Genomic DNA, 22,960 nt, shown 5'->3' with positions numbered 1-22,960 from the left:
GAGTCACTCCTTTTTTTTAGAAACATTCTCTATGCATATACCCATACAGGTATATTACACAACAACATACTTTACTGTCAAGTTGATTTATTTTCAACAAAAAAAAGCCTTAACCTGTCATTTAGAGAGGTTAAGACCCAATCCGTTTCATTGGTTTCTTTTGAAGCAAATAATCGATATACGTTTTTTCTCCAGTAGCACCTGGAAAATCTTTGTTAAGCAACGTCGCTAATCCTTTCGCATCGTCTAATGCTCGGTGAGCGTTCGGCATTTCAATACGATGAGCCGCTAAAAGCTGTTGTAGCTTGCCATTTAAAAAGCCGTAAGTCTTCCATTTAATTTGCCTAACGGAGCAATACCAGTTGTAATCCTTTGTCTCTGGATACACACGGGTAATGAATCCTCTATCAAAGGAGGCATTGTGCGCAACAATCGCATCTGCCTGATCAAATATTGTTAACAAACGGTCATGATCTAAATATTTTCCACTCACCATGTCGTTTGTAATGCCTGTTAGCTCTGTAATCATAGGGGGGATTTGATACATCGGATCCTGAAATTCACAGTATTCATCTATATAAGATGTCAGATGACCATCCTTAAATTCTGCCAACACAATTCCGAGCTCTAAAATCTCCGCTACGCCAGGACTCATCCCCGTCGTCTCTACATCCACAAACGCTATTTTCACATCTTCACCCCTCTATGCTGTCTGAAACTCTTATCTCTATTTACTTTCCTTTATACCCGCTATCATTCTAGTAAGATTTCGAATAGACATACCCAAAACAATAAGTAACAATAGTATTGCTACGAAAAATGCATCGTACGTTTCGCGATTAACGATAAAATAAATCATCCCTGCAAGCAGTAACGCAATTATAATAAGCTGCACGCTTACAAACATGCGCATTTTTGCTTTGTAGTTCACAACACGTCCCCCTTGATTGAGCAATTTTACTATTCATCTATTATAACGTTATCTAAAGTACATGCATATAGATGTGAGCCGCTTCTGGATAGGTAAAAGGCTGGTAAATTCGTCAATTAATTGTTTGCGACAAATTAGGCACCGTTTACGTCAGTTAACTCAACCTTTAGTAAAACGCTAATTCAACCAACTTCCATTAAAAAAACCGCGAAGAGAGAGTTACCTCCTTCGCGGTGATCATTATTAATTGCTGATTGTTACCTTTCTAGTTTGCGCGTCCCAGTCAACCGATGCACCGAATGCTTCCGCTACGACGCGGAGTGGTACAAGTGTATGCCCATTTACTAATTGAGCTGGTTCGTTTAGCTGGATGGATGACGCAGACGTATATGCCACCTCGTTACCGATAGTGAGACTAATTGTCATCTCACCTTGAGAACCTTTTACTGTTTTAGAAGCATTGTCGAAGTCTACATCTGCACCTAGTTCTTCAAAGATCGCTCGCATTGGTACTAACGTGCTACCGTTGTTTGTTAAAACCGCACTTTGATCGGTATTTAATGCTGATCCATTAATCGTAACGTCTACTTCTTCATAAGAAGCTGCTGCTACTTCCACCTCTTCTTGGATCACTCGCTTTGCACCAACATAGCGTGGAGCCCAATACGAGTTTCCTAGACTAGCGATTGAAACGCCTTGTGAAGATGAAGAGTGAATGAACTGATTGTTCCCAATGTAAATTCCGTTATGAGAAATGCCGCCAACTGTATTGAAGAATACGAGATCTCCTCGCTGGAGATTTGAGCGTGATACAGGTGTACCAACCTCGTATTGCTGCGCTGCTGTGCGCGGTAATGAAATACCTGCTTGATCAAACGCATAACGCGTAAATCCGGAGCAATCAAATCCGCTAGTTGTTGTCCCGCCGTAGCGATATGGTGTACCTAACTGTGCATTACCTGCACTGATAACTTGATCTGCGATTGACGAAGCGCGTACTTCATTATTTTCAAAAAATGGTACAAATGCAAATACAAAAGCGACTGCTGCGATTAACCACCGTTTCATAAATTAAATTCCCCCATGTAAATGATAGTTTTTCTTATGAATCGTCTTGTCCTGTCCACGAAATACATCGTATCATTCTTAAGAGGTTAATAGATTACAGTCGTATAACAAAACGATGATAAGTCATTAACATTCCGTTACAAGGGGTTTATCATTTCTAACATCGGGTAACATCTTTTCGGACTTTCATAATTAATGATCTATACGATGTACATAACGACAAAACCGAGCTCCTTCATATCAGAAGAGCTCGGGTCCTAGTTATGTCGAATGTTGGTTTACAGGGTAATTCATAGACTGGATCATTCTTTAACGTTTAACCGTTGCGTGCTATCTTGTAAATGTACATCGTAATCAATTTTAATTTGCTCTATCGTCTTATTTCCAGAACCAATTTGCTTCACTAGTAGCTTAGCTGCTTGAATGCCTAGATCCTGATACGAATAACTTACAGCAGAAAGTTGCACACGTGATGCATCAGCTACTACTGTTTTATCAAGCGCAATGATAGAAACATCTTCAGGAATGCGCATCCCATGGTCCAACAAACAATTTATCGCACCAATTGCTACTGCATCATTTATTGTAACAAGCGCGGTAAAAGGTTTTTTGAGTGCTAACAGCTTGTTCATTTGAATATAGCCTGATTCGATGGAAAAATCCCCGTGCTTCACCATCTTATCGTCAGGTGTCATACCCGCTTCCATGAATGCTTGAATGAATCCATCTTTTCGATGAGAGGAGTTTACTGAAGCGGATGGTCCACCAAAGAAGGCAAGCTGCCTATGATTCATGCCGAGTAATGCTTTCGTTGCATCATAGGCAAACTGCTTGTTCTGAAAGAAGACGCTTGAAATACCATTTTCCGTTGTATCCTGAAGCATCACAACAACAGGAATTGGAAGCTTCTCAATGATTTCTTGATGCTCCTTCTTAAAGGACCTTGTTGCAAAAATAATCCCCTCGACGCGTTTTGAACGCAATATCTCAAAATTACGTAGCTCACTGTCCAAATTTCCTCGCGTACTAGTCATAAGAACGTGGTAGCCTTGATCCTCTACGATTTGATTAACTCCATTAATTGCTCTCGGTAAGCCTTCACCAGTGAAATCATGCACAATTAAGCCAATGAGCTGCGTCTTTTTATTCGCAAGCTCACGAGCTAATTGATTTGGCGTGTATCCAGTCTCTTCGATAATCGATTCAATCTTACGTCTCGTCGACTCCTTTACAGGTCCACGATTATGGAAAACGCGTGAGACCGTCGCAATAGACACGCCGGCACGCTTTGCTACTTCTGTAATACTAATATCTTTAGTCATCTGTCGATCTCCTCTATTCATGACGAATGCTAAGAGTGATAACGATAAAAAGAGGCTTCGAGTTTAGCTTCGCCGCCCTCTGTAAAAAACACAATGCCATCACTTTTTTGATCAGGAAATATTCGTGCTGTAAAAACTTCTTCTCCGCCATTTAAAAACACTTCGATGGAAGATGTATCTACGAAGACACGTAAATCAATACTACTCCCTTTGAGAGAGCAAGATCGCGTCGTTCCGTAGTCTATTGCGAACGGTTTGCCAGCTGAAGAACGATCTAATGTAAATAAGTTGGTCTCAAGATCAAAGATTAGCTTGGTTTGTTCTCCGACACCCGTTCGCACTAGGATTCCCATTCTCTTAGCTGTTGTAGCTCGGAGATTGCAGTCTAACTCATAGCTTACTCCAGAAAACCCATCGTATGATTGTTGCTCATTCAATAGATCATCGGTCACATGCCGACTCGTCTGTCTTCGCTTTGTTATAGCCGTTACTGGCATTTGTTTTAGTTTACCACATTCTATACGAAGCTCTCGAGGGATCGTCATACAGTGCGCCCATCCACCTTGATCAGATGGATACTCTATTTCCGGTAGTCCCATCCAGCCGATTAAGACTTTATTTCCAAACTCATCTGTCGTTGTCTGAGGTGCGTAAAAATCAAACCCACGATCAAATTCATAAAACGTAGAAGAGTAAAGCGCAGGTTGATCGACATCTATTTGATCAATTAGCATATACCCTGATTGATAAAGGTTTTGGTAGTGCATACCATCGGCTTCAAGCCCTTGAGGACAAAACATAAACACATGCTCCCCATCAACCTTTAAATAATCCGGGCACTCCCACATAAAGCCAAACGACTTAAGCTCTTCTTGAACATTCACTTCACCAACGAAATCCCATGTTTGTAAATCAGAAGATTGATATAATAGCACACAGCCAGTCTGATTCGTTCGCTGCGCACCAATCAATGCATAAAACATGCCGCCTTCCTTCCACAGCTTGGGATCTCTAAAATGAGACGTGTAGCCTGGCGGAAGCTCCGAGATCACCGGGTGATCCGATTTTGTAATTTCTCCTGCCTCCATAACAGCGACCGCCTGATATGAGGTACGATTCCACTCCTGATCTCGCGTATTTCCGGTATACATCAAATAAAGTTTATTATCATGCTCCATCGCCGTTCCAGAAAATGCCCCATGGCTGTCGTAGTAATGAGTTGGAGCAATTCCTACTCCATTTTCTTCCCATTGCACTAGATCTGTAGAGGTAAGGTGATACCAGTGCTTGAGCCCATGCACGGGTCCTAGCGGGAACCACTGATAAAATAAATGATACTCGCCGTTATAATACGCAAAGCCATTTGGGTCGTTTAACAGGCCAATTGGCGGCTGGATATGATAGTGAAGTCTGTACGGACTATCGTCAACGCGCCGCTTTAATTCGATAAGCTCCTGCTCGTCGACATCATCTAATAATCGATATCTTTCTTCTCTCGTCCATTCCATCTTTACCTGTCCCCTTTGTTATCTAAGCTGCCTGTTGCTCCTCTTGATTCGCGATTTGATTCTTTTTTCGTTTAGAAAATAAATACGTCAGTATGACCGTGACAGTAAATGATATCGCCATTCCGATAATAAAATGGACAATGGACTCTGCTCGAATGGAGATGATCCCAGGTAATCCGGCAGCTCCAAGTGCAACGGACAGTGTCTGATTAAATGTAATATATGCAGACGCCACAGCTGAACCGATGATGGCAGCAACGAATGGATATTTCAGCTTTAAATTGACTCCAAACATTGCCGGTTCTGTAATGCCGAGTAAAGAAGATATCCCAGCAGCCGATGCGACGCTTTTCATTTTCTTATTACGAGTAATGAAGATGACCGCAATTGCTGCCGCTCCCTGTGCGATATTCGACATCGCCGCTATAGGGAATATAAAGGAACCTCCTGTTACCATCACGTTTGCTAAAAGCTGTGTTTCAACTGCAATAAAGCTATGGTGCATACCAGTAATAACAAATGGTGCGTATAAGACTCCCATTAATGCCCCACCGACAAATCCAGCTGTTTCATACAGCCACACGATTCCATTAGTTAGGACATCCCCCGCAGAGCGAGTGAACGGTCCAACCGCTACGAAGGTAATAAAGCTAGTCAGAATAATAGTTAACAAAGGTGTTAATAAGTTATCAAGCGCAGCCGGCATGATTTTTCTAATCCCAATTTCGATTTTTGCAAGTACAAATGATGCAACTAACACAGGTAGAACGGTTCCTTGATAGCCAACACGCTCAATTTCGAGCCCGAGAATATTCCATACAGGCACTTCGTTATTTACGATCGCTTCGCCGTATCCGTATCCGTTAAGTAAATCCGGGTGCACCATGATCATTCCGAGGGCAGCCCCTAAATACGCATTGCCTCCAAACCTCTTTGCTGCCGAAAATCCAATCAGGATAGGCAAAAACACGAATGCTGCGTTTGAAAAGGTGTTGATCATCGCTGCCGTGTCTTCGAGATGTGGATACACATCTATTAAGCTTGCATCATCGATGAATAATCCTGTAGCAGTAAAGACATTATGGATACCCATTAGTAACCCAGCCGCTACGATTGCTGGAATAATCGGTACAAAGATATCTGAGAGCATTTTTACAAATCTCTGTAGAGGATTCCCCTTTTTTGATCCAGCTTGCTTGACGTCATCCTTAGACATTTCCTCTATTCCTGTAATAGCTACAAGCTCTCTGTATACGTTGTTTACAATGCCCGTCCCCAAAATAATTTGGTACTGACCAGCAGTAGAAAACGTTCCCTTTACAATGTCCATGTCATCAAGGCGCTTTTGGTCAATGAGCTCCTCATCCTGTAAAACTAATCGTAATCTTGTTGCGCAATGTGTCATCGCTTGGATATTCTCTTGACCACCAATCGCTTCAAGTATGTTCTCTGCTTCGTTCCTGTAGTTCATCCTCGTCATCCTCCTTTTATGTAAAGCTTTACATTTTGATTTAAATAAAAAATTATTGCTAATTATGATTGCTGAATGCTTTTGTGTAAACCTTTACATTTATAATAGAGTTTCTCCCCTAAGTTGTCAACAACGGATTTTAGTAAACGTTGGAAGTGGGGATAACTACTTGCCATGTGAGGGTTATTTTATCGTATTTCTGAATTACTTTGCTTCTTTTCTGGATAACTTCTCTACATTTCCGGATAACCTTGCCTTGATACCGGATAATCTCGTCGCTTTTTCGGATAACCCCACTTAAAATGTGGATAACCCACTACCTTTCCGGATTATCATGTGTTAATTACGGATAACCTCCCTAAACAACATAAAAACATAGGTTAATAAAGTGCCAGTCAGCTTAAAATCTTTCATTCTCACAGAGTTATGTTCCGCATTTTTGAGTTATGTGCCTAATACACATGGTTGTGTTCCGTGTTTTGACTTTATGGTCTTTGTAGCATGCTTAAGGACATTTATGTTCCCGATTGAGGAGTTATGTTCCTAATCCAATGTTTATGTTCCCCATTTTGGATTTATGGACTTTGTAGCATGCTTTAAGGCATTTATGTTCCTGATTGAGGAGTTATGTTCCTAATCCAAGTTTTATGTTCCGCATTTTGGATTTATGGACTTGCGCGTACACAAAATCAAAGTAACGACATAATAAATGGCCCATGCACACGCATGGACCACTCGACATTCAATCTCCTATAACGCTCTTTTCCACAAGCATTAGCAACTCCCCTAATTCCTCTATCACGACGTCCGCCTGCGCGAGCTCGTCCTCTTGTGCAAAATCGAAGCGGCAGCCGATTGCAACAAGCCCATTATCCTTTGCAGCATTAATGTCTGAGAGGCGATCTCCTATCACAGCGCCACTTTTGATATCGTGGTCTTTGATAATTGTCGCAACTAAATCCGATTTGGACATGGAGTCAATTTGATCGATGCTATATACCCCTTGCACAAATTCGTCCAATCCATAGTAGTCGACAATCGCTTTTAAATACGGGATTAGTCCATTGCTAGCTATGTAGATTCGGTGAGTTTTTTGGAGCTCAGCCATCGTCTCTAATGTGCTTGGATATAGTGCGCCGTTACCCGCTTCTATATGCGCCACTAATCGCTCCAGAAAATACGCGTCGACCTGCTCTTTTACTTGCTGTGAATGGGCTGGTAATAAGGTAGCCCACACCTTTGGAAGGGGGACTCCCATAATGTTGCGGTATGTCTCAATAGGTGTTGCGCCCTCCCATTCACCCGTCTCTCGTAGTTGATTAAAGGTGTCTTCTAAGGTCATTTCTAAAATGAGATTCGTTTGAAATAACGTGCCGTCCATATCAAAAATAAGCGCGTTCATGTATCGTTCCTCCATAGTCATTTGTTTACTTGATCTAGTAGCCAATCCTGATTTTAATCTCAACTATAGTTTGGCAGGAGTGACAAGTGAGTAAAGGTCATATACTTTCTCATCATTTTGTCTGCCCCTCTCTTCTATTAGCTACGCGCTGTGTTGGCATTCGTTTCAAGAAAGAAGCGCTTTAAAATCTTACTCGCTAATAGTACGATAGCATGAGAACAATCGATATGGTAAAGGAGGGCTTGGTCATGAGTGCGACTATATTTTCTAAAGAAAGTAAAGAAGAGCTGTTAGGTACGCTCAAAAAACGCTTTGATAAGCATATGGGAAGGCATGAGGGCATTGCGTGGGAGGAAGTTGAGGCGAGACTTTTGGCGAATGAGGACAAGCTCCGTGTTGTTGCGGAGATGGAGCGGACCGAGGGAGAGCCGGACGTTGTTGGGACGACGGATAATGGCGAATTTGTTGTTGTCGACTGCTCGAAGGAAAGTCCAAAAGGACGTCGCAGCGTGTGCTATGATCAGGCAGCGCTTGAGGCTCGCAAAAAATTCCCACCTGAGACTAGTGCTGTTCAATTAGCAAAAGAGATCGGATTCGAGCTTTTGACAGAGGCTCAGTATAAAGAGCTTCAAACGCTAGGTGCATTTGATCTCAAGACATCAAGCTGGGTGCAAACCCCTGATGCGATTCGCGCAAAGGGTGGCGCACTATTTTGCGATAGACGCTATGATCACGTGTTTACGTATCATAACGGTGCAGATTCATACTATGCCGCGCGCGGGTTTCGAGGTCGGGTTGTTATATAAGTGTGGTGATGCGAGGACGGTTTACCAGGTGGTTGGTGAACCGTCTCTTATTATTTACTATTGCTTTGATTACTTTACGATTTCACTTCGTACTTGCTCGTCACTACTTGGTTCGTTCTCTTCACAACGTCAACCTTTCTCTTCACTTCTTCCACCCTTCACAGTTGTGATTGCCTCGCATTTACGTTAGTATATAATCAAATGATTATATAAGGAGCGATCACGATGCCTAAAATAGAAATTTTTGACCCTGCACTTTGCTGCTCGACTGGAGTATGTGGACCAGACGTAGACCCAGAATTAACGCGATTTGCTAAGCTTCACGTGGAGTTACAGCGCGCTGGCGTAGATGCTTCCAGATACAACTTATCTCAAGAGCCAGGTCCTTTTGTCGAAAATCCAGAGGTTGGTGCAATTATTAACGAAGACTTATCCCTTCTACCACTCACTGCTATTGATGGGAAGGTTGTAAAAAAAGGAGCGTATCCAACAGAAGCAGAGCTTATGGATTGGCTTCAGTTAGATGAAGGAGCACTTCGACCGAAGCAGCCTAAAAACGCGATTAACTTACTTTAAAGGAGTCCTTACGTTATGAAGAGATTTACACCTACACAGCTTGGACACACCCCATACCTATTTTTCACAGGGAAAGGTGGAGTCGGTAAAACGTCAACTGCCGCTGCAACCGCGATTGCACTAGCTGATGCTGGCAAGCGCGTGTTAATTGTGAGTACCGATCCTGCGTCTAACCTCCAGGATGTGTTTGGAGTGGAGCTATCGAACGCACCGGCACCTGTGCCAAACGTAGCGAATCTTGATGCTGCTAATCTTGATCCTGAAGAAGCGGCGCAAGCATATCGAGACCGCGTTATCGGTCCTTATCGCGATAAGCTCCCGAAGCCCGCTGTCGATCAGATGGAAGAGCAAATGTCTGGAGCATGTACGGTGGAGGTTGCGGCGTTTGATGAATTTACGCAACTGTTAACAGACAACACCCATACCGATCGCTATGATCATATCGTGTTTGACACCGCACCGACTGGTCACACTCTTCGCCTCCTCCAGCTACCTTCTGCGTGGAGTGATTTTTTAGATGAAAATGAGCATGGTGCCTCCTGTCTTGGCCCTGTTTCTGGCCTGAAGGCGAAAAAGGAAAGCTATGAGCAGGCGGTTAAAGCATTGGCGGACTCCTCGCAAACGACGCTCGTGCTCGTTGCGCGTCCAGATGAAGCAACAATTCAAGAAGCGAATCGTGCGAGTAAGGAGCTCGGTGATCTTGGGATTCTTAATCAACAGCTGATTATAAACGGGGTTTTTGAGCGTAATTCCGATGATCCAACAGCTATTGCTCTTGAGAATAAACAGCGCAAGGTACTAGACACGATTGATGACCAGGCTAGCTACATCCCACTAGTCGGCTATACGATCACAGGACTTGATGCCCTTCGTGCATTTGGCGAAAATACAGACGTGCCTCGTGCATTAGAAGCCGTTGATCTTCCTGCCATTCCTGGCGTGCAAGAGCTCGTTCATCACGTATCTCAAAAATCCGAAGGCGTTATTATGACAATGGGCAAGGGTGGCGTTGGTAAAACGACGATGGCCTGTGCAATTGCCGTCGGACTTGCGGAAAAAGGTCATCGCGTTCATTTAACGACGACGGACCCAACTGCACATGTTGGTAATCTCGTTCAAGATCACGAGTTCTTGCAAGTTAGTCGCATCGATCCAAAGGAAGAGGTCGAGGCCTATAAAGCGCGCGTGCTACAAACAGCAGGGGAATCTCTATCAGAGGATGAGCTCGCATTTATGAAAGAAGACCTCGATTCCCCTTGCACAGAGGAAATCGCCGTCTTCCAAGCCTTTGCTAAGGTTGTTGATGACGTACAGGATTCGTTTGTTGTCATTGACACAGCTCCAACAGGACACACGCTCCTATTATTAGATGCCGCTCAGTCCTACCATCGCGAAGTAGAGCGAGCAGCTGGCAACTTGGATCGCTCTGTAAAAGAGCTATTACCAAAACTCCGTGACCCAGCGTTTACAACGGTCGCACTTGTTACCTTACCGGAAGCTACACCAGTATTTGAAGCAAGCCGTCTTCAAGAGGATTTAAAACGAGCTTCCATCGTGCCATCTTGGTGGATCATTAACCAAAGCTTCGGCGCGACAGAAACGAGAGATCCACTCCTGCAAAATCGTGCTTTAGCAGAACAACAGTGGATAAAGCGCGTAGTGGAAAAGGAAGCAACGAACGCTGCAATCGTTCCATGGCAGGCTGATGCGATTGTTGGGATTGATCAGTTAAAGGTATTGCTGGAAGTGTAGGTTAGGTTAGTTTAATTAATGGGATTGCGCGATTCGGTGTTCGAGTCGCGCGATTTTTTTATGCTTACGCGATTGTGGCTTCAACCTACGCGGTTCTGCCCTCGAGTCGCGCGGTTAACGCTCTTTTTCGCGCAGTTTGCTATTCAACTTGCGCGGTTTTTTTACGCTTACGCATTTATGGCTCTAACTCACGCGGTTCATCCCTCGATTCGCGCGGTTACTGCCTTTTTTCGCGCAGTTCACCTTTCAACTTGCGCGATTTTTTTACGCTTACGCATTTATGGCTCTAACTCACGCGGTTCATCCCTCGATTCGCGCGGTTACTGCCTTTTTTCGCGCAATTCTCTATTCAACTTGCGCGATTTTTTTACGCTTACGCATTTGTGGCTTCAACTCACGCGGTTCACCCCTCGATTCGCGCGGTTACTGCCTTTTTTCGCGCAGTTCGCCTTTCAACTCACGCAATCACTCACCATAAAACACTCACACTCCCTAAACAAACTAAAAGGACTAGGCTATCCTCTGCCAAGTCCTTCTCCATGTTTCAAAAATGCCTTAAACTCTCATTTTCACCGCTCGCGTCGCCATAAACGTTTTAATATATGTATCAATCATTCGACTGCCACCGAAGTCATCCTCATAAAACCCTGTCATCACTAGCCCAGCTTGCAACTGACCTTTGATTTGTTGCTCCAATGTATGGGCATATTCGATCGTTTGCTTCGATTCCAAAAATTCGACGTGCTTTTCTGCAGGTAAATGGTCAAGCGTTGATGATGGAATAGGATGCTTTACATCTAACATTCCGCGCCTCTCACTCTCGTCATCAAATATCCATAGCAATGGGTTGGTGAATCCCGCAATTAATACGCCGTTACGCTTCAACACGCGAGCAATCCCATCCCACACTGCTTGCACATTTGCAACAAACAGATTCGATACTGGGTGGACAACCATATCAAAGCTCTCCGATTCCAAAAAGTCTAACTTTGTCATATCGGCTAAATAAGTCGTAAGCTCGAGTCCGTTCTCTCTTGCGACATACTCATCCTTCGCAATCTGAGCGGATGAGATATCAACTACGGTCACGCTCGCTCCCGCCGCCGCTAATACCGGAGCCTGTTGCCCACCTCCAGATCCAACGCAAAGCACATTCACCCCATCCATATTTAAAGGGAACCAGTTCCGAGGTACCGATTTTGTCGTTGTTACACCAATCTCCCAGTCGCCCCGCTTCCCTCTCTCAATCACTTCTCGAGACACAGCCTGCGTATACGTCGACCGCTCGGCAACCTTCTTATCCCACGCCACACTATTATGCTTACTCACATCCATGTCTTTCGCCAACCCCTCTTCGTTACAGAAAATACAGTAAAGCTGCTAATAAAATAAACAGAATACCTACCCCACCTGACACTGCTGCAACCTTTACTCGAACATCTCGTTTAGCAGGAGCCTCCGTTTTAAATGTTGCACGCTGTTGCGCTTGATACATAAAGCTATAGACAACAAACGAACAAATACCTAGACCGATTAAACCTATGATCAAAAATACTGTAACCACAAACATACCTCCTCTTTACGAACCCATACCCTATTTAGTTCCAAAAAAACGTTATCGATCCATTCTATTCAATGGACTTTAAGAGTTCTTCAACACACAACCATAAATGACCATTTAGAAAAAAATATCTTTACACCTTCAAAATAATGGATTATCCTCTTCTTACTGACATACAACTAACAAATCCTTACAAAAATAATATGTAAAAGGAGCCCCTCATGAGATCTATTATTTATGTCTTGCTTAGTTTAACTATCTGCTTATTAATAGGTTGTCAAGATACCGCTAATCAGCCTGCTCCCACCGAACCTAATGATAATAATCAGACTGCGGATGAGTTCTTATCTATTAGAGATTTTCAAGATTCGTTTCATGGAGACAATGTAAAAAATGATTTATTGGAGATTACGGAAGGAGAAGAGGAGCTTACTCTATCTATTGAAGTAGCAATAACGCAAGAACTCTTACACAAGCTCCAAAACACGACGAATGAATTTTATTATACGTTTGCCGATCTCGAGGGATCCAATGAAGTAAGTGAAGCTTTAGAAGAGCTACCTAGACCAATTGAAGGGCAGGCGTTAATTGATTCATTAAATGAAGAGAGCTCTCATTTTATCGTTCAGCAAGAGCTGCATATAAAAAATAATGTCACACAGGATCAACTAGACTACCTCACAAATCCCGCTAACTATGAATTACAAACACTAGATGAAGAAAGGCTTCCTGTGCATGCCATCATTGGATTAGATATAAGTACGTTTGATACTCTCTAATACTAAAAGTACCTCTATTATTGGGGTACTTCTTTTCGATAAGAAACACGAGCAACCATTGGTCGCCCGTGCTTCATCCTTCTCTATTCTTCCTTAAAGGTCTAGCTGCTTTTTTACATGCTGATAGTTTTTGTGCCCGCCAGAAATGTTGTACACTTTATCAAATCCAAGATTCTGTAAGATGTTTTGAGCTGCGTTCCCTGTTGTACCTTTATTGCAATAAACAACGGTCACAATAGAGGGATCCAATGTCGATGCCTTCTCTCGTAGTGCTCCTAAAGGAATGTTTACAGCGTGGTCAACGTGCGCCTTCTCATACTGTGAAGTAGCGCGTGTATCAATAACCTGTAACGCTTTTCCTTCTTTCATCCAAGCTAAAAGCTGCTGTGGTGTTAAGAGCGGCGATTTCTCTGTTAATGCATTATGGAGCGCCATACCTGTGTACATTACAGGGTCCTTCGTTGTCGCAAATGGTGGTGCATAAGCAAGGTCTAAGTGGAAAAGATCCTCCGCTTTTGCTCCAAAGGAGATAGCTGTAGCAAATACATCAATACGCTTATCTACACCTTGTGGTCCGACTATCTGCGCTCCTAATAAGCGACCGCTTTCCTTATCTGCTAAAGCTTTAATCACCATTTCCTTACCACCTAAATACTCCGGACGGTCAGGCTTAATGTTGTGTAACACAGCCGTTTCGTATCCGTGCTCTTCGGCTTCTTTTTCTGTCAAGCCAGTTTGAGCGACTGCTAGGTCAAAGATTTTAAAAATGCCTGTCCCTAAAATCCCACGATGCTCCGTCTGTTCACCTGTAATGACTTGGCCGGCAATGCGCCCCATTTTGTTCGCGGTGGATCCAAGAGGACGGTAGATCGGCTTGCCTGTGATCAATGAAAAGCTCTCTGCAACGTCTCCCACGGCATACACGTCCTGGACGTTCGTTTGCATCTGCTTATTGACCTTAACAGCGCCTGTTGCGCCAAGCTCGACGCCAATTTGCTTCGCAAGAGTCGTATTTGGACGTACTCCTACCGACATAATGACAAAGTCTGTGTCCACAACCTCGCCGCTCTCAAGCTCCACCTTCGTGCCTGCTTCCGCGTGGTGTAACTCTTTCACTGTCTCGCCTAGCTTCAGCTCTACCCCTTTATCCGCTAAATGAGCACTCACACGCGCTGCCATATCAGCGTCTAATGGAGGCATCACTTGATTCAATCGCTCGATCAACGTTACTTTAATCCCGCGCTCCGTAAGCTGCTCGGCCATTTCTAAACCAATAAATCCACCACCGACGACAACTGCCTGCTTCGGATCTTCGCGGTCGACGAACGAGCGAATGGCATCTGCATGACGAATATTTCGGACAGAAAATACGTTTGACGCATCAACGCCATTGATAGGAGGAATAAAGCTCGTTGCACCCGTCGCAAGCACAAGCGTGTCGTACGTGTCTGTTAATGTTTCACCTGTCGCAAGGTTTTTAATCGTGAGTGTTTTACTCTCGTGATCAACGTTCATGACCTCATGAGCTGTATGAATATCCATGCTATATCGCTTCTTAAACCATGCCGCATTCCGTGGAGTGAGATCATCTAGCGCCTCAACCGTACCACCTACATAGTAAGGAATTCCACAGCCTGAATAAGAAATATCTACATCTTTATCATAAACAGTGATCTCAAGCTCCTCACTGTTACGTCTCGCTTTAGCGCCGACAGAAGTCCCTGCCGCAACTGATCCAATAATGACTAATTTCATCGTTAAATCGCCCTCTCACACAAAATATAGTGGGGTCCTCTCAACTCGTATAACCCCTGACGACTTAACTATATAATAATATGCTTATATACTCCAGTATTCTCGTATATTTTTTCTGTAACAAATATGTGTAGGTTGTAAAGGGAGCTACTTACACCGCTTCCTTCTCACGTAGCTTTGTCTTCGCACGAAGCTCAGGGTGAACTCGTTTGATAACGCTCGCTCGACCTAAATACAAAACAGCTCCGACGAGCATACAAACAGATATTAGTAAAATTTGCTCGCTTGGGAAACGATCATATAAGTATCCATAAATGATCATACTTAGTGGAACTAATGCCATCGCGCACGTCTCCAGTACGGAAAAGACACGACCTTTAAACTCATCTTGAATAGTTTTTTGTAGCATAACTTGAAGAGGAGTATTAATAATCATAATCGTCGCACCCATGGCTAATTGAATGAGAATAAAGTAGACAATCATGAAGGTGTAGCTCATGGAGATAAATAATGGGAGTGATATACCCGCGATGATGAATCCAAGGGCAACGATTCCCCACTTAACAAAAAGGAGCGGAAACTGCACTTCCTGCCGTTTCACAAAATATATGGATAATACAAGCATGCCGAGTGAAAATGCTCCTTGCGTCACGCCAAAGTGGGTTGATTCAACTTGGAGTGTATCAATTAAAATATACGAATAGCCAATTTCAAACGCTCCGATGAAAAAATTAACGATTAGTGAAATAGAAATCATCGTCATCATGACAGATCGTTGTCCCACATAACGAATACCTGATTTAAAGCTTTCCCAAGCAGATTCTTTAGAAGGTGTTTCGTCAGTATTTTCTTTTGTAAAAAGAGTAAATTGCATCGTTGACTCTAAGAGTACAGCTATAGAGGACGCGACAATATACAAGAGAAGGATCGTTGGAATGGATACGGTACCGTAGAGTAGTCCGCCGACTGCGGGACTAGCAATAGCGGCGAATGAGATCGAGATTTGATTTAAAGAGGTTGCTTTTTGAATACGCTCCTGATCAATTAATCCTGTTATGGATGAAGTAAATGCGATTGAAGAAAAGGAGGAAGCAGTTGCTAAAATAGCTGTTGTCATATAGATTGCTGTTAATGAGAGTCCTTGTGTCAAGACAATAAGTAATAGGACTGCGATCGTTACCGTCATTAAAATTTGTGCCGTAATGACGATGCGTTTCTTTGGATATCGATCTGCGACGACTCCTGCAATCGGCCCTGCGATTGTTCGAGGGACAATGCTACAAACGAGATTCATCGCAAAGCTTGTGGCAGATCCTGTGACCTGCAAAATGTAAAAGCTCATTGCAAAAGCATACACTTGTGCTCCGAAGGATGAAATCATTTTACTGATCATAAACGTGTAAAGATGGTATGTAGCTTGTTTGAGTTTTTGAGCGTGGTCCATGTGAAACCTCCTTGATTTTGTAAAATTTAATTTAATTAAACAAATCATAGCATAGGTTTTTCTTTCCATCAAGACAAAAGTTTAATATAATTAAACTAATGAAACAAAAAAGGAGTCGACATCTATGCTAGGACAACGAATTCGCACATTACGCAAACAAAAAAAGCTAACGCTCGAGGCGCTTGCCGGCGATCAATTAACAAAAGGCATGCTGTCTTTAATAGAGAATGAAAAATCGAAGCCATCGATGGAGAGCCTAACGTATTTAGCGGAGCGGTTGGACGTGACGGTGTCCGAGCTTTTGGATACAGAGGATAAACAAAAATTGCAGGCTGTACTTGATGAAGTAGAAGGATATATACCTGGAGGAAGGTATCTTCACATCACTCATCCCGAAAAAATAAAAAAAGCTATAGAAGAAGTTTTACCTTCTATAGGTACTAGCTATGAATCAGCACGTTTACTTCACCTATATGCATTTGCTTTAGAATCCGTTAACGATCAAACATGGCAAAGCTACATCAAACGAGCAGCAACACTTTACGAGAATATGAATATGGTTCACCCACGCGTGAAAATAGCTCTTTTTAAAAGCGGAATACTATTTGAAAAACAAAGCTATAGAGATTCTTTAGAGTTATTTCTCGAGGAACGTCGTATCATTGAGGATTTCTTCCCACGAATCGATACGTTATCTTTAATAGATTTACACTATCATGAAGCACTTCTTTACTATGCTGTTGGAGAATATGATAAAGCAATTGATATTACCGAGAGCGCACTTCATCTCTCTCAAGAATCGCACATTTTTTATAGAACGGATGATTTTTATCGTTTAGCCGCTACTCACACGCTCTTTATGAAAGGAAATACATTAACCAACAAGTATATTTTCAAATTAAAGAAATATGGAGAGCTAACAGATTATAAATTTGCAGTAGAGTTTTATGAGTTTCTAAATGTTGCTAGTTTGATAAAGCGCGAACAGTTTGAAGAAGCACGGAACTTCATTTCCGAGTATGAGTCGAACAAAGATCCATTATTATTACCATGGTTTTTAAAAGAGAAAGGGCGACTATATTATCTAAACAGTGATTTTGAACAAGCAAGCAAAATATTAAGTGAGGTAAATTTTCCTGAGTATCTTACTCATCCAATGGACCTTGCGCTCATTTATGAAGTGGACGTCATCTTGGCACGCTGCCACCTCCACCTAGGAAACGTAGAAAAAGCACGTGAATATGCCAAAAAAGCAGAAGAGATTTATGCGCCTCTTCCTGAATCTGTTTTTAAAGACTTTATGAGGGATACGCTTCGCTTAGTCGAAGAACAAACGTAAGGAGGTCTAACGATGTACGGAATTCCTGAGCTCCAACAACTAAAAACCACCACTCTTATTACAAAGGGTTGGTCAGACGAAGAGAAGTACTTGATTGAGATGGAGAGCGGTGAGAAGCGATTGCTTCGAGTAAGCGACATCGCTAGTTACGAAAAGAAGCAACATGATTTTCTGCAAATGAAAGAGATCGCAAAGAGCGGTATAGCTATGCCCATGCCTCTTGCATTTGGGACATGTGATCAGGGGACGCGCGTCTATGCCCTCTTCTCTTGGTGTGAGGGGGAGGATGCGGCAGACGTCCTCCCTCAGTCGCCAGCTGACGTGCAGTATAAGCTCGGGGTCGAATCTGGGCAGATGCTGAAAGACATCCATGCAATTGCAGCCCCCGCAACAATAGAGCCGTGGGAGTCCATGTTTAATCGCAAGATCGATAAGAAGCTTGCTTTGTATGCGGAATGCGGTGTGGTGGTGGATGGCGTTCAGCCGATCATTGACTATTTGGAGGCCAATCGGGATCTATTAGCTAATCGACCGCAAAGCTTTCATCACGGTGACTATCATATTCATAACATGGTCGTGTCAGACAACCGAACACTATCTATTATTGACTTCAATCGCGCGGACTACGGGGATCCGTGGGAGGAGTTTAATCGTATCGTTTGGTGTGCGAGCGTGAGTTCACCCTTTGCGACTGGCAGACTTCACGGCTACTTTGGCGGCGAGCCTCCTGAGCTGTTCTTTCGTCTTATGGCACTTTACATAAGCTCCAACGCACTATCCTCTATCGCCTGGGCTATTCCTTTCGGCGATGCTCAACTCGAGGTCATGACCCGCCAGTTAAATGAGATTTTAACGTGGTACGACGATATGAATCTTATCATTCCTTCTTGGTACCATGCCAACTACGTTTCCAAATAAGAGGGATGACTAGTCCATACACCTAAACGGCGGACCGTGCATATCCTGCCTTCACAAGCACCTTTAGCTGAGAAAGGAAGGAAAGCATGGTCTCCAATATGGATTACATCTCACCAAACGCACAGTTTACGTTCGACATGAATCAAAGTCCTTTGTTTGTAAAGGATAGTCAGAATTACATCAACGTTTTAGGTGTCAAACAGCTCAACACACTTCAAGGTAGCTCGTTATTAGACATTTTTCTCAGCACGAATAACGTCGTAGAGCCACACTATCATCAGAATGCGGCAGAGCTTGTCTACTGTATTTCTGGATCTGCCACCGTCAACATACTCAACCCTTTTACGAAGCAACTTCAGTCGTACACCATCACACCGGGGCAAGTCGCAAACGTTCCTCAGGGATGGTGGCATTACGAGGTCGCCTTAGTCGACCGTACGCACCTGCTCGCAATTTTTGACGCACCGACGCCAGAGGTCGTGTTAGGCTCAGACATTCTGAGGTTCACGCCGTCCTCCGTCATGGCACACACATACTGCATGGATGAGCAGACATGGAAGGACGCCATCGCACCTGTCAAACCATCCACTTACATCGGCCCTTACACAGACTGCGATCAGCCACCTAGCCCACCTGCTCAGGCGCACACATACTATCCCATGCCCCACCAGCATTACCCCACTTATTGACAGAAAATAGAGTGGAGCTGTTAGAATAAAGCTGCGTGAGGAGGCTCGGTAATATGACTGCTGTTCATTGGTTAGCCCTTGCATTTGTCATCGTCGGATTTACATCACTTCTGTCGACTAAAAAAGAAATGGAACGAAGGCTTCGAGAGGTCCAGTCACAGCCTGATAATGTTGAACACTCCCGCTTACTTTCCTCCCTTGTATGGTGGATTGTCAGCACCGTTTTGTGGGGGATTGTAAGTGTACTTCTTGTTGTATGGCTGTTTATACCTTCCTGAGAATCGTGCCGTGGGTGCGGTTCTTTTTGTTGGTTTGATCTTTGTATGCACCTCCTGGGACTCCGTTTACGTGTCCGCGGACCTCGTTTGCTCCTTCGGCTTTTGTTTGCTCGTCCGTCGACCTGGCTTGCACGTTCTACATGGTGCTTTGCACCTGCTTGCACTTCGTTTGCTTGTCTTCGTATCTTGTTTGCTCTTCCCACTTCCGTTTGCGCGTACGTCGATCTGATTTGTACGTCCCCCCCTCAAACGAACACTAAAAAAGCACACGGTGCTGTTCACCATGTGCTCCAAATTTACTGTTATTTAATTTTCTGTCAAGACGTAAAGGATGCTGTTGATTTGGCTGACTGGCGCTCTGAGCGCTGTTCCCACTGGCGCAGTGCAAGATCGAGAATGAACACAATTGCCACAAATATGGACCCTAAAAACCAATCCAATGCAGGCATTAGCAACACTACTGGAATAACGAGTATTACGTGCATAAGGAAAGCAGCGGGCATTCGCATGACGTTTATCTTGTTTGTCATCCACTCAATGAGTAGAAGTCCTGGCAACACATATAGCAGGCTAATCGAGAACAGCACAACTCCACCAATCAGAATTAACCCAAATACGCCTTCTTCGGAGAATACCGACATATCCAAACTTATAAGCATGACAACAGTTGCAGCTACTAGCAATGATACTAGCTTCCGATGAATCATGGTAGGCCTCCTCTTTCGATTCGTTCCTACTACAATTGTACCATATTTGGGCAACACATCCAAAGGCTACACACACACTAACCACCTTCATCCGATTTTCTTAAATAGGTTAAAGAGAGCTCTGGATGGACCTCTACAGTCCTCTCAACTTGAAATCCATTGCGCACATAAAAACGAATTGCCGGCATGTTTTTAGCTCCTGTCGCGACCACAAAATCTGTAACGTCGATATTTGCACGCACATGATCAAACAATGCTTGAGCGATCCCTTTACGAAAGTAGTCCGGGTGCACCATGAGGCGGCAAACATCGCAGGTATCACCATCTTCTGTGTAAGCAATCGCTCCGCAAAGCTTCTCATCTGAAAAGTAGCCCCAAAACGTCTCTCCGCTATGTTGAATGCTTAAGACGGTATCCGATAGTGGCGGCAGTGCCTCAAATCCTATTAATTCGGCCTCCACACGATAGGAAAGTTGCTGAAGCTCCTTCACTTGTTCAGCGACGTGCACCTCTCTCACATCTATCTTTTTTATCATGTAAACATCACATCCTCCTAGACATTACTACTCACACAAACGCCAGCAAAAAAAAGGCCATGTCCAAAAGGTTTCCCTTTAGACACGGACCGGCCTTCGTTTTCTATCTCGTCTCTTCAAATACCTTACCCGCAAGCTGCATCGCCTGCGTGGCTTTTGGGAAGCCAACGTATGCTGCACATTGGATAATGATCTCAATTATTTGTGCTTCAGTGAGACCTACTTTACGCGCTGCTCGCAGATGAAATTCGAGCTGACCGAATGCTCCTTGCGTAATAAGCGTCGTTAATGTCACGATCTCGCGCTCTGCTAAAGACATCCCTTCACGCGAATACACTTCTCCATATCCGAAGCCAACGATCATCTCCCAAAAATCAGGTGAAATGTCCTTCATCCCTGAGATGGCCTGTAGCGTATCCTCTGAGATCATTTCTTTTAATGTATCCATCCCTTTTTTGTAACGTCCCTCTTTTGCCATGTTACTGCCTCCCCATTGTTGGTGGTGTTTCATTCTCATCAACTAATACTTCTACGACTGCTGGTTTGTTTGTTGCTGCTATATGAGCGAGCGCTTCTGATATCGCATGAGACAGTTCATCTTTTGACCGCGTCTTATAAGAAGTCAGTCCCATCGATTTCGCAAATAGACTGGCATCAAGTGGTGCATCATAAACAGCCCCGATCGACTTTCCAATCATTTTACGCATTCCTTTTTCAACCATATCAAGACGTCCATTGTTGAGCACAATAAATAGAACAGCAGAGTCATAGTTTTGTGCTGTGGAGATCTCTGCTCCGTGCATAAACATACACCCATCTCCAACTAAGCAAACAATCGTTTCATTTGGTGAAGCGAGCTTTGCCCCGATGGAGTACCCGATTGCGTGACCCATTGCCCCAAATACATCATCAAAAAAGAAGCTCCCGCGTCTTTTAATATCATAGTAGCGAATGCCATAAAACGAGTGACTTCCGTCATCACCATATACGATCGCATCGTCCGGTAACGACTGCCTTACTACTTGAAGAGTTGTAACAGCCGACATGCGGTCTCCTTCATGGGTGTCTTCAATCTCTTGCTCTAGCGGCTCTTCCACCGTTTCGCCTACAGGATCTGCATCGACCTGATCAAGGATAAAACGTAGATTTGCACGAATATCCCCGAGCACAGGTGTCGTCGGTACGCCGATCGTCTTACCGATAAAGGTTGGCTCATGATCGAAGTGAATCAAGTGGTCCGGATAAAGCTCTTGCGTCAGGCCGACGATCGACATGTCACTGAGCTTACTGCCAATGACCACGAGCGTGTCGACCCCTTCTGCTATGTATGCTTTTGACTCGTCGGTGCCCCCGAGGCCCAATCCGCCTAAGGATAACTCATGAGAGGAGAGGAATGTTCCTTTTCCACCAGGCGTTGTCATCACAGGGATGCGCCAGTGCTCGGATAATCGCTGTAGCTCTTCATAAGCATTGCTTGAATGCACACCTTTACCGACAAGGATGAGCGGTCTTGTGGCGTCATTGAGCTTATCCCGAACGTCTAATAAATTGGGCGAAACAAGGGTAGGGAGCTCTGGCAAGTCAATGTCAAATGGCTCAATCTCTTCGATTAAAATATCAAATGGAATGTTTAAGTGAACAGGTCCTTTCACACCTGAGTAGGCGTGTTCTAGCGCGTGTCTTAAATAAATTTCGAGTAGATCAGATCGCTCTACGCGAGCACTAAATTTCGTTACAGGCTTAAACATTTCCTGGAGATCAGTTCCAAACATAGAGGAGTCCTGCCCCATCGCTTTGCCCGTATCTCGCATGCTAGGATGGCCTGTAATGATGAGGACAGGAGCATTAGAAGCTTTCGCCTGTCCTGCTGCAGTAAGTAGATTGGTCCCACCGGGTCCTGACGTTCCTAAAGCCACGCCTAGCTTTCGATTTTGCATCGCGTAACCTGCTGCATTATAGCCAGCTCCTGACTCGTGCTTACTTAATACAAACTCCACATCATGCTTATCTGTAGCAAAAATCAATGGGGCGATCGCTTTTCCTGGAATCCCAAAAATATGATCGATCCCCCACTTTTTAAAATGCCTTGCAAGTAGCGATGCACAACTCTCCATACCT

General features: G+C 43.9%; 23 protein-coding genes. 8 read left to right on the top strand and 15 right to left on the bottom strand.

From position 1 onward, the window contains the following. Positions 1-130: 130 nt before the first annotated feature. The 7 genes from FLK61_RS05710 to FLK61_RS05680 all read right to left on the bottom strand — a co-directional run bounded on the left by FLK61_RS05710 (position 131) and on the right by FLK61_RS05680 (position 7,702). On the bottom strand, positions 131-691 hold the full coding sequence (locus tag FLK61_RS05710) for an exonuclease domain-containing protein (RefSeq protein ID WP_176008548.1): 561 nt from the start codon (positions 689-691) through the stop codon (positions 131-133). 36 nt (positions 692-727) lie between these two features. Further along, on the bottom strand, positions 728-931 hold the full coding sequence (locus tag FLK61_RS05705; protein ID WP_176008547.1) for a hypothetical protein: 204 nt from the start codon (positions 929-931) through the stop codon (positions 728-730). 243 nt (positions 932-1,174) lie between these two features. Continuing rightward, entirely contained in the window at positions 1,175-1,999 is an 825-nt protein-coding gene (locus FLK61_RS05700; protein WP_176008546.1) for an NlpC/P60 family protein, read from the bottom strand. Positions 2,000-2,301: 302 nt separating this feature from the next. Next, positions 2,302-3,321: a LacI family DNA-binding transcriptional regulator gene (locus tag FLK61_RS05695; RefSeq protein ID WP_176008545.1), complete on the bottom strand. Its 1,020-nt coding sequence runs from the start codon at positions 3,319-3,321 to the stop codon at positions 2,302-2,304. A 29-nt stretch (positions 3,322-3,350) separates the two neighbouring features. Further along, the gene (locus FLK61_RS05690) at positions 3,351-4,829 is read right to left on the bottom strand and encodes a glycoside hydrolase family 32 protein (protein ID WP_176008544.1); all 1,479 of its coding nucleotides are present in this window, start codon (positions 4,827-4,829) and stop codon (positions 3,351-3,353) included. 22 nt (positions 4,830-4,851) lie between these two features. Continuing rightward, positions 4,852-6,300 (bottom strand): sucrose-specific PTS transporter subunit IIBC, encoded by a 1,449-nt coding sequence (locus tag FLK61_RS05685; RefSeq protein WP_176008543.1) that lies wholly within the window; start codon positions 6,298-6,300, stop codon positions 4,852-4,854. Positions 6,301-7,042: 742 nt separating this feature from the next. Then, complete coding sequence (locus FLK61_RS05680; RefSeq protein ID WP_249777685.1) at positions 7,043-7,702, bottom strand: HAD family hydrolase; 660 nt, start codon at positions 7,700-7,702, stop codon at positions 7,043-7,045. A 248-nt stretch (positions 7,703-7,950) separates the two neighbouring features. Between FLK61_RS05680 and FLK61_RS05675 the strand changes: the two genes are divergently transcribed. The 3 genes from FLK61_RS05675 to arsA all read left to right on the top strand — a co-directional run bounded on the left by FLK61_RS05675 (position 7,951) and on the right by arsA (position 10,836). Continuing rightward, positions 7,951-8,508, top strand: a complete 558-nt coding sequence (locus tag FLK61_RS05675) for a DUF4256 domain-containing protein (RefSeq protein WP_176008542.1) — start codon at positions 7,951-7,953, stop codon at positions 8,506-8,508. Positions 8,509-8,733: 225 nt separating this feature from the next. Beyond that, complete coding sequence (gene arsD / locus FLK61_RS05670; protein WP_176008541.1) at positions 8,734-9,084, top strand: arsenite efflux transporter metallochaperone ArsD; 351 nt, start codon at positions 8,734-8,736, stop codon at positions 9,082-9,084. Positions 9,085-9,099: 15 nt separating this feature from the next. Next, entirely contained in the window at positions 9,100-10,836 is a 1,737-nt protein-coding gene (gene arsA, locus FLK61_RS05665) for an arsenical pump-driving ATPase (protein ID WP_176008540.1), read from the top strand. Positions 10,837-11,391: 555 nt separating this feature from the next. Here the strand turns inward: arsA and FLK61_RS05660 are convergent. Both FLK61_RS05660 and FLK61_RS05655 read right to left on the bottom strand, forming a co-directional pair. Beyond that, complete coding sequence (locus FLK61_RS05660; RefSeq protein WP_176008539.1) at positions 11,392-12,171, bottom strand: class I SAM-dependent methyltransferase; 780 nt, start codon at positions 12,169-12,171, stop codon at positions 11,392-11,394. Between the two features lie 22 nt (positions 12,172-12,193). Next, on the bottom strand, positions 12,194-12,400 hold the full coding sequence (locus tag FLK61_RS05655) for a hypothetical protein (RefSeq protein ID WP_176008538.1): 207 nt from the start codon (positions 12,398-12,400) through the stop codon (positions 12,194-12,196). 218 nt (positions 12,401-12,618) lie between these two features. On the opposite strand from FLK61_RS05655, the gene FLK61_RS05650 reads away from it, so the two are divergent. Next, the gene (locus tag FLK61_RS05650) at positions 12,619-13,176 is read left to right on the top strand and encodes a hypothetical protein (RefSeq protein WP_176008537.1); all 558 of its coding nucleotides are present in this window, start codon (positions 12,619-12,621) and stop codon (positions 13,174-13,176) included. 93 nt (positions 13,177-13,269) lie between these two features. On the opposite strand, the gene FLK61_RS05645 is transcribed toward FLK61_RS05650, so the two are convergent. Continuing rightward, complete coding sequence (locus FLK61_RS05645; protein WP_176008536.1) at positions 13,270-14,931, bottom strand: FAD-dependent oxidoreductase; 1,662 nt, start codon at positions 14,929-14,931, stop codon at positions 13,270-13,272. Positions 14,932-15,082: 151 nt separating this feature from the next. Next, positions 15,083-16,375, bottom strand: coding sequence for an MFS transporter (locus tag FLK61_RS05640; protein WP_176008535.1), 1,293 nt, complete (start codon positions 16,373-16,375; stop codon positions 15,083-15,085). 124 nt (positions 16,376-16,499) lie between these two features. Between FLK61_RS05640 and FLK61_RS05635 the strand changes: the two genes are divergently transcribed. From FLK61_RS05635 to FLK61_RS05620, 4 genes are all read left to right on the top strand, one after another. Then, positions 16,500-17,714, top strand: a complete 1,215-nt coding sequence (locus FLK61_RS05635) for a helix-turn-helix domain-containing protein (RefSeq protein WP_176008534.1) — start codon at positions 16,500-16,502, stop codon at positions 17,712-17,714. A gap of 12 nt (positions 17,715-17,726) precedes the next feature. After that, complete coding sequence (locus tag FLK61_RS05630) at positions 17,727-18,632, top strand: aminoglycoside phosphotransferase family protein (RefSeq protein ID WP_176008533.1); 906 nt, start codon at positions 17,727-17,729, stop codon at positions 18,630-18,632. Positions 18,633-18,718: 86 nt separating this feature from the next. After that, positions 18,719-19,321, top strand: coding sequence for a cupin domain-containing protein (locus FLK61_RS05625; RefSeq protein WP_176008532.1), 603 nt, complete (start codon positions 18,719-18,721; stop codon positions 19,319-19,321). 53 nt (positions 19,322-19,374) lie between these two features. Next, positions 19,375-19,599: a hypothetical protein gene (locus tag FLK61_RS05620; protein ID WP_176008531.1), complete on the top strand. Its 225-nt coding sequence runs from the start codon at positions 19,375-19,377 to the stop codon at positions 19,597-19,599. A 317-nt stretch (positions 19,600-19,916) separates the two neighbouring features. Here FLK61_RS05620 and FLK61_RS05615 read toward each other — a convergent pair whose 3' ends face one another. The 4 genes from FLK61_RS05615 to FLK61_RS05600 all read right to left on the bottom strand — a co-directional run bounded on the left by FLK61_RS05615 (position 19,917) and on the right by FLK61_RS05600 (position 22,956). Next, complete coding sequence (locus FLK61_RS05615) at positions 19,917-20,306, bottom strand: hypothetical protein (RefSeq protein ID WP_176008530.1); 390 nt, start codon at positions 20,304-20,306, stop codon at positions 19,917-19,919. 77 nt (positions 20,307-20,383) lie between these two features. Next, positions 20,384-20,842: a GNAT family N-acetyltransferase gene (locus FLK61_RS05610; protein WP_176008529.1), complete on the bottom strand. Its 459-nt coding sequence runs from the start codon at positions 20,840-20,842 to the stop codon at positions 20,384-20,386. A 103-nt stretch (positions 20,843-20,945) separates the two neighbouring features. Next, positions 20,946-21,320 (bottom strand): carboxymuconolactone decarboxylase family protein, encoded by a 375-nt coding sequence (locus FLK61_RS05605; protein ID WP_176008528.1) that lies wholly within the window; start codon positions 21,318-21,320, stop codon positions 20,946-20,948. A gap of 1 nt (position 21,321) precedes the next feature. Then, a complete protein-coding gene (locus FLK61_RS05600) occupies positions 21,322-22,956 on the bottom strand; it encodes a thiamine pyrophosphate-binding protein (RefSeq protein WP_176008527.1) in 1,635 nt (544 codons plus the stop codon). Positions 22,957-22,960 lie beyond the last annotated feature (4 nt).

The sequence above is a fragment of the Paenalkalicoccus suaedae genome (genome assembly GCF_006965545.2).
Lineage (GTDB): Bacteria > Bacillota > Bacilli > Bacillales > Salisediminibacteriaceae > Paenalkalicoccus > Paenalkalicoccus suaedae.
The sequence above is the reverse complement of the archived record's forward strand: the minus strand, read 5'-3'. Positions and strand labels throughout refer to the sequence as shown.

Coding starts and splice junctions, on each gene's coding strand:
- FLK61_RS05700 (WP_176008546.1), bottom strand. CDS start 1,999: ATGAAACGGTGGTTAATCGCAGCAGTCGCTTTTGTATTTGCATTTGTA.
- FLK61_RS05695 (WP_176008545.1), bottom strand. CDS start 3,321: ATGACTAAAGATATTAGTATTACAGAAGTAGCAAAGCGTGCCGGCGTG.
- FLK61_RS05690 (WP_176008544.1), bottom strand. CDS start 4,829: ATGGAATGGACGAGAGAAGAAAGATATCGATTATTAGATGATGTCGAC.
- FLK61_RS05685 (WP_176008543.1), bottom strand. CDS start 6,300: ATGAACTACAGGAACGAAGCAGAGAACATACTTGAAGCGATTGGTGGT.
- FLK61_RS05680 (WP_249777685.1), bottom strand. CDS start 7,702: ATGAACGCGCTTATTTTTGATATGGACGGCACGTTATTTCAAACGAAT.
- FLK61_RS05675 (WP_176008542.1), top strand. CDS start 7,951: ATGAGTGCGACTATATTTTCTAAAGAAAGTAAAGAAGAGCTGTTAGGT.
- arsD (WP_176008541.1), top strand. CDS start 8,734: ATGCCTAAAATAGAAATTTTTGACCCTGCACTTTGCTGCTCGACTGGA.
- arsA (WP_176008540.1), top strand. CDS start 9,100: ATGAAGAGATTTACACCTACACAGCTTGGACACACCCCATACCTATTT.
- FLK61_RS05660 (WP_176008539.1), bottom strand. CDS start 12,171: ATGGATGTGAGTAAGCATAATAGTGTGGCGTGGGATAAGAAGGTTGCC.
- FLK61_RS05650 (WP_176008537.1), top strand. CDS start 12,619: ATGAGATCTATTATTTATGTCTTGCTTAGTTTAACTATCTGCTTATTA.
- FLK61_RS05645 (WP_176008536.1), bottom strand. CDS start 14,931: ATGAAATTAGTCATTATTGGATCAGTTGCGGCAGGGACTTCTGTCGGC.
- FLK61_RS05640 (WP_176008535.1), bottom strand. CDS start 16,375: ATGGACCACGCTCAAAAACTCAAACAAGCTACATACCATCTTTACACG.
- FLK61_RS05635 (WP_176008534.1), top strand. CDS start 16,500: ATGCTAGGACAACGAATTCGCACATTACGCAAACAAAAAAAGCTAACG.
- FLK61_RS05630 (WP_176008533.1), top strand. CDS start 17,727: ATGTACGGAATTCCTGAGCTCCAACAACTAAAAACCACCACTCTTATT.
- FLK61_RS05625 (WP_176008532.1), top strand. CDS start 18,719: ATGGTCTCCAATATGGATTACATCTCACCAAACGCACAGTTTACGTTC.
- FLK61_RS05620 (WP_176008531.1), top strand. CDS start 19,375: ATGACTGCTGTTCATTGGTTAGCCCTTGCATTTGTCATCGTCGGATTT.
- FLK61_RS05615 (WP_176008530.1), bottom strand. CDS start 20,306: ATGATTCATCGGAAGCTAGTATCATTGCTAGTAGCTGCAACTGTTGTC.
- FLK61_RS05610 (WP_176008529.1), bottom strand. CDS start 20,842: ATGATAAAAAAGATAGATGTGAGAGAGGTGCACGTCGCTGAACAAGTG.
- FLK61_RS05605 (WP_176008528.1), bottom strand. CDS start 21,320: ATGGCAAAAGAGGGACGTTACAAAAAAGGGATGGATACATTAAAAGAA.
- FLK61_RS05600 (WP_176008527.1), bottom strand. CDS start 22,956: ATGGAGAGTTGTGCATCGCTACTTGCAAGGCATTTTAAAAAGTGGGGG.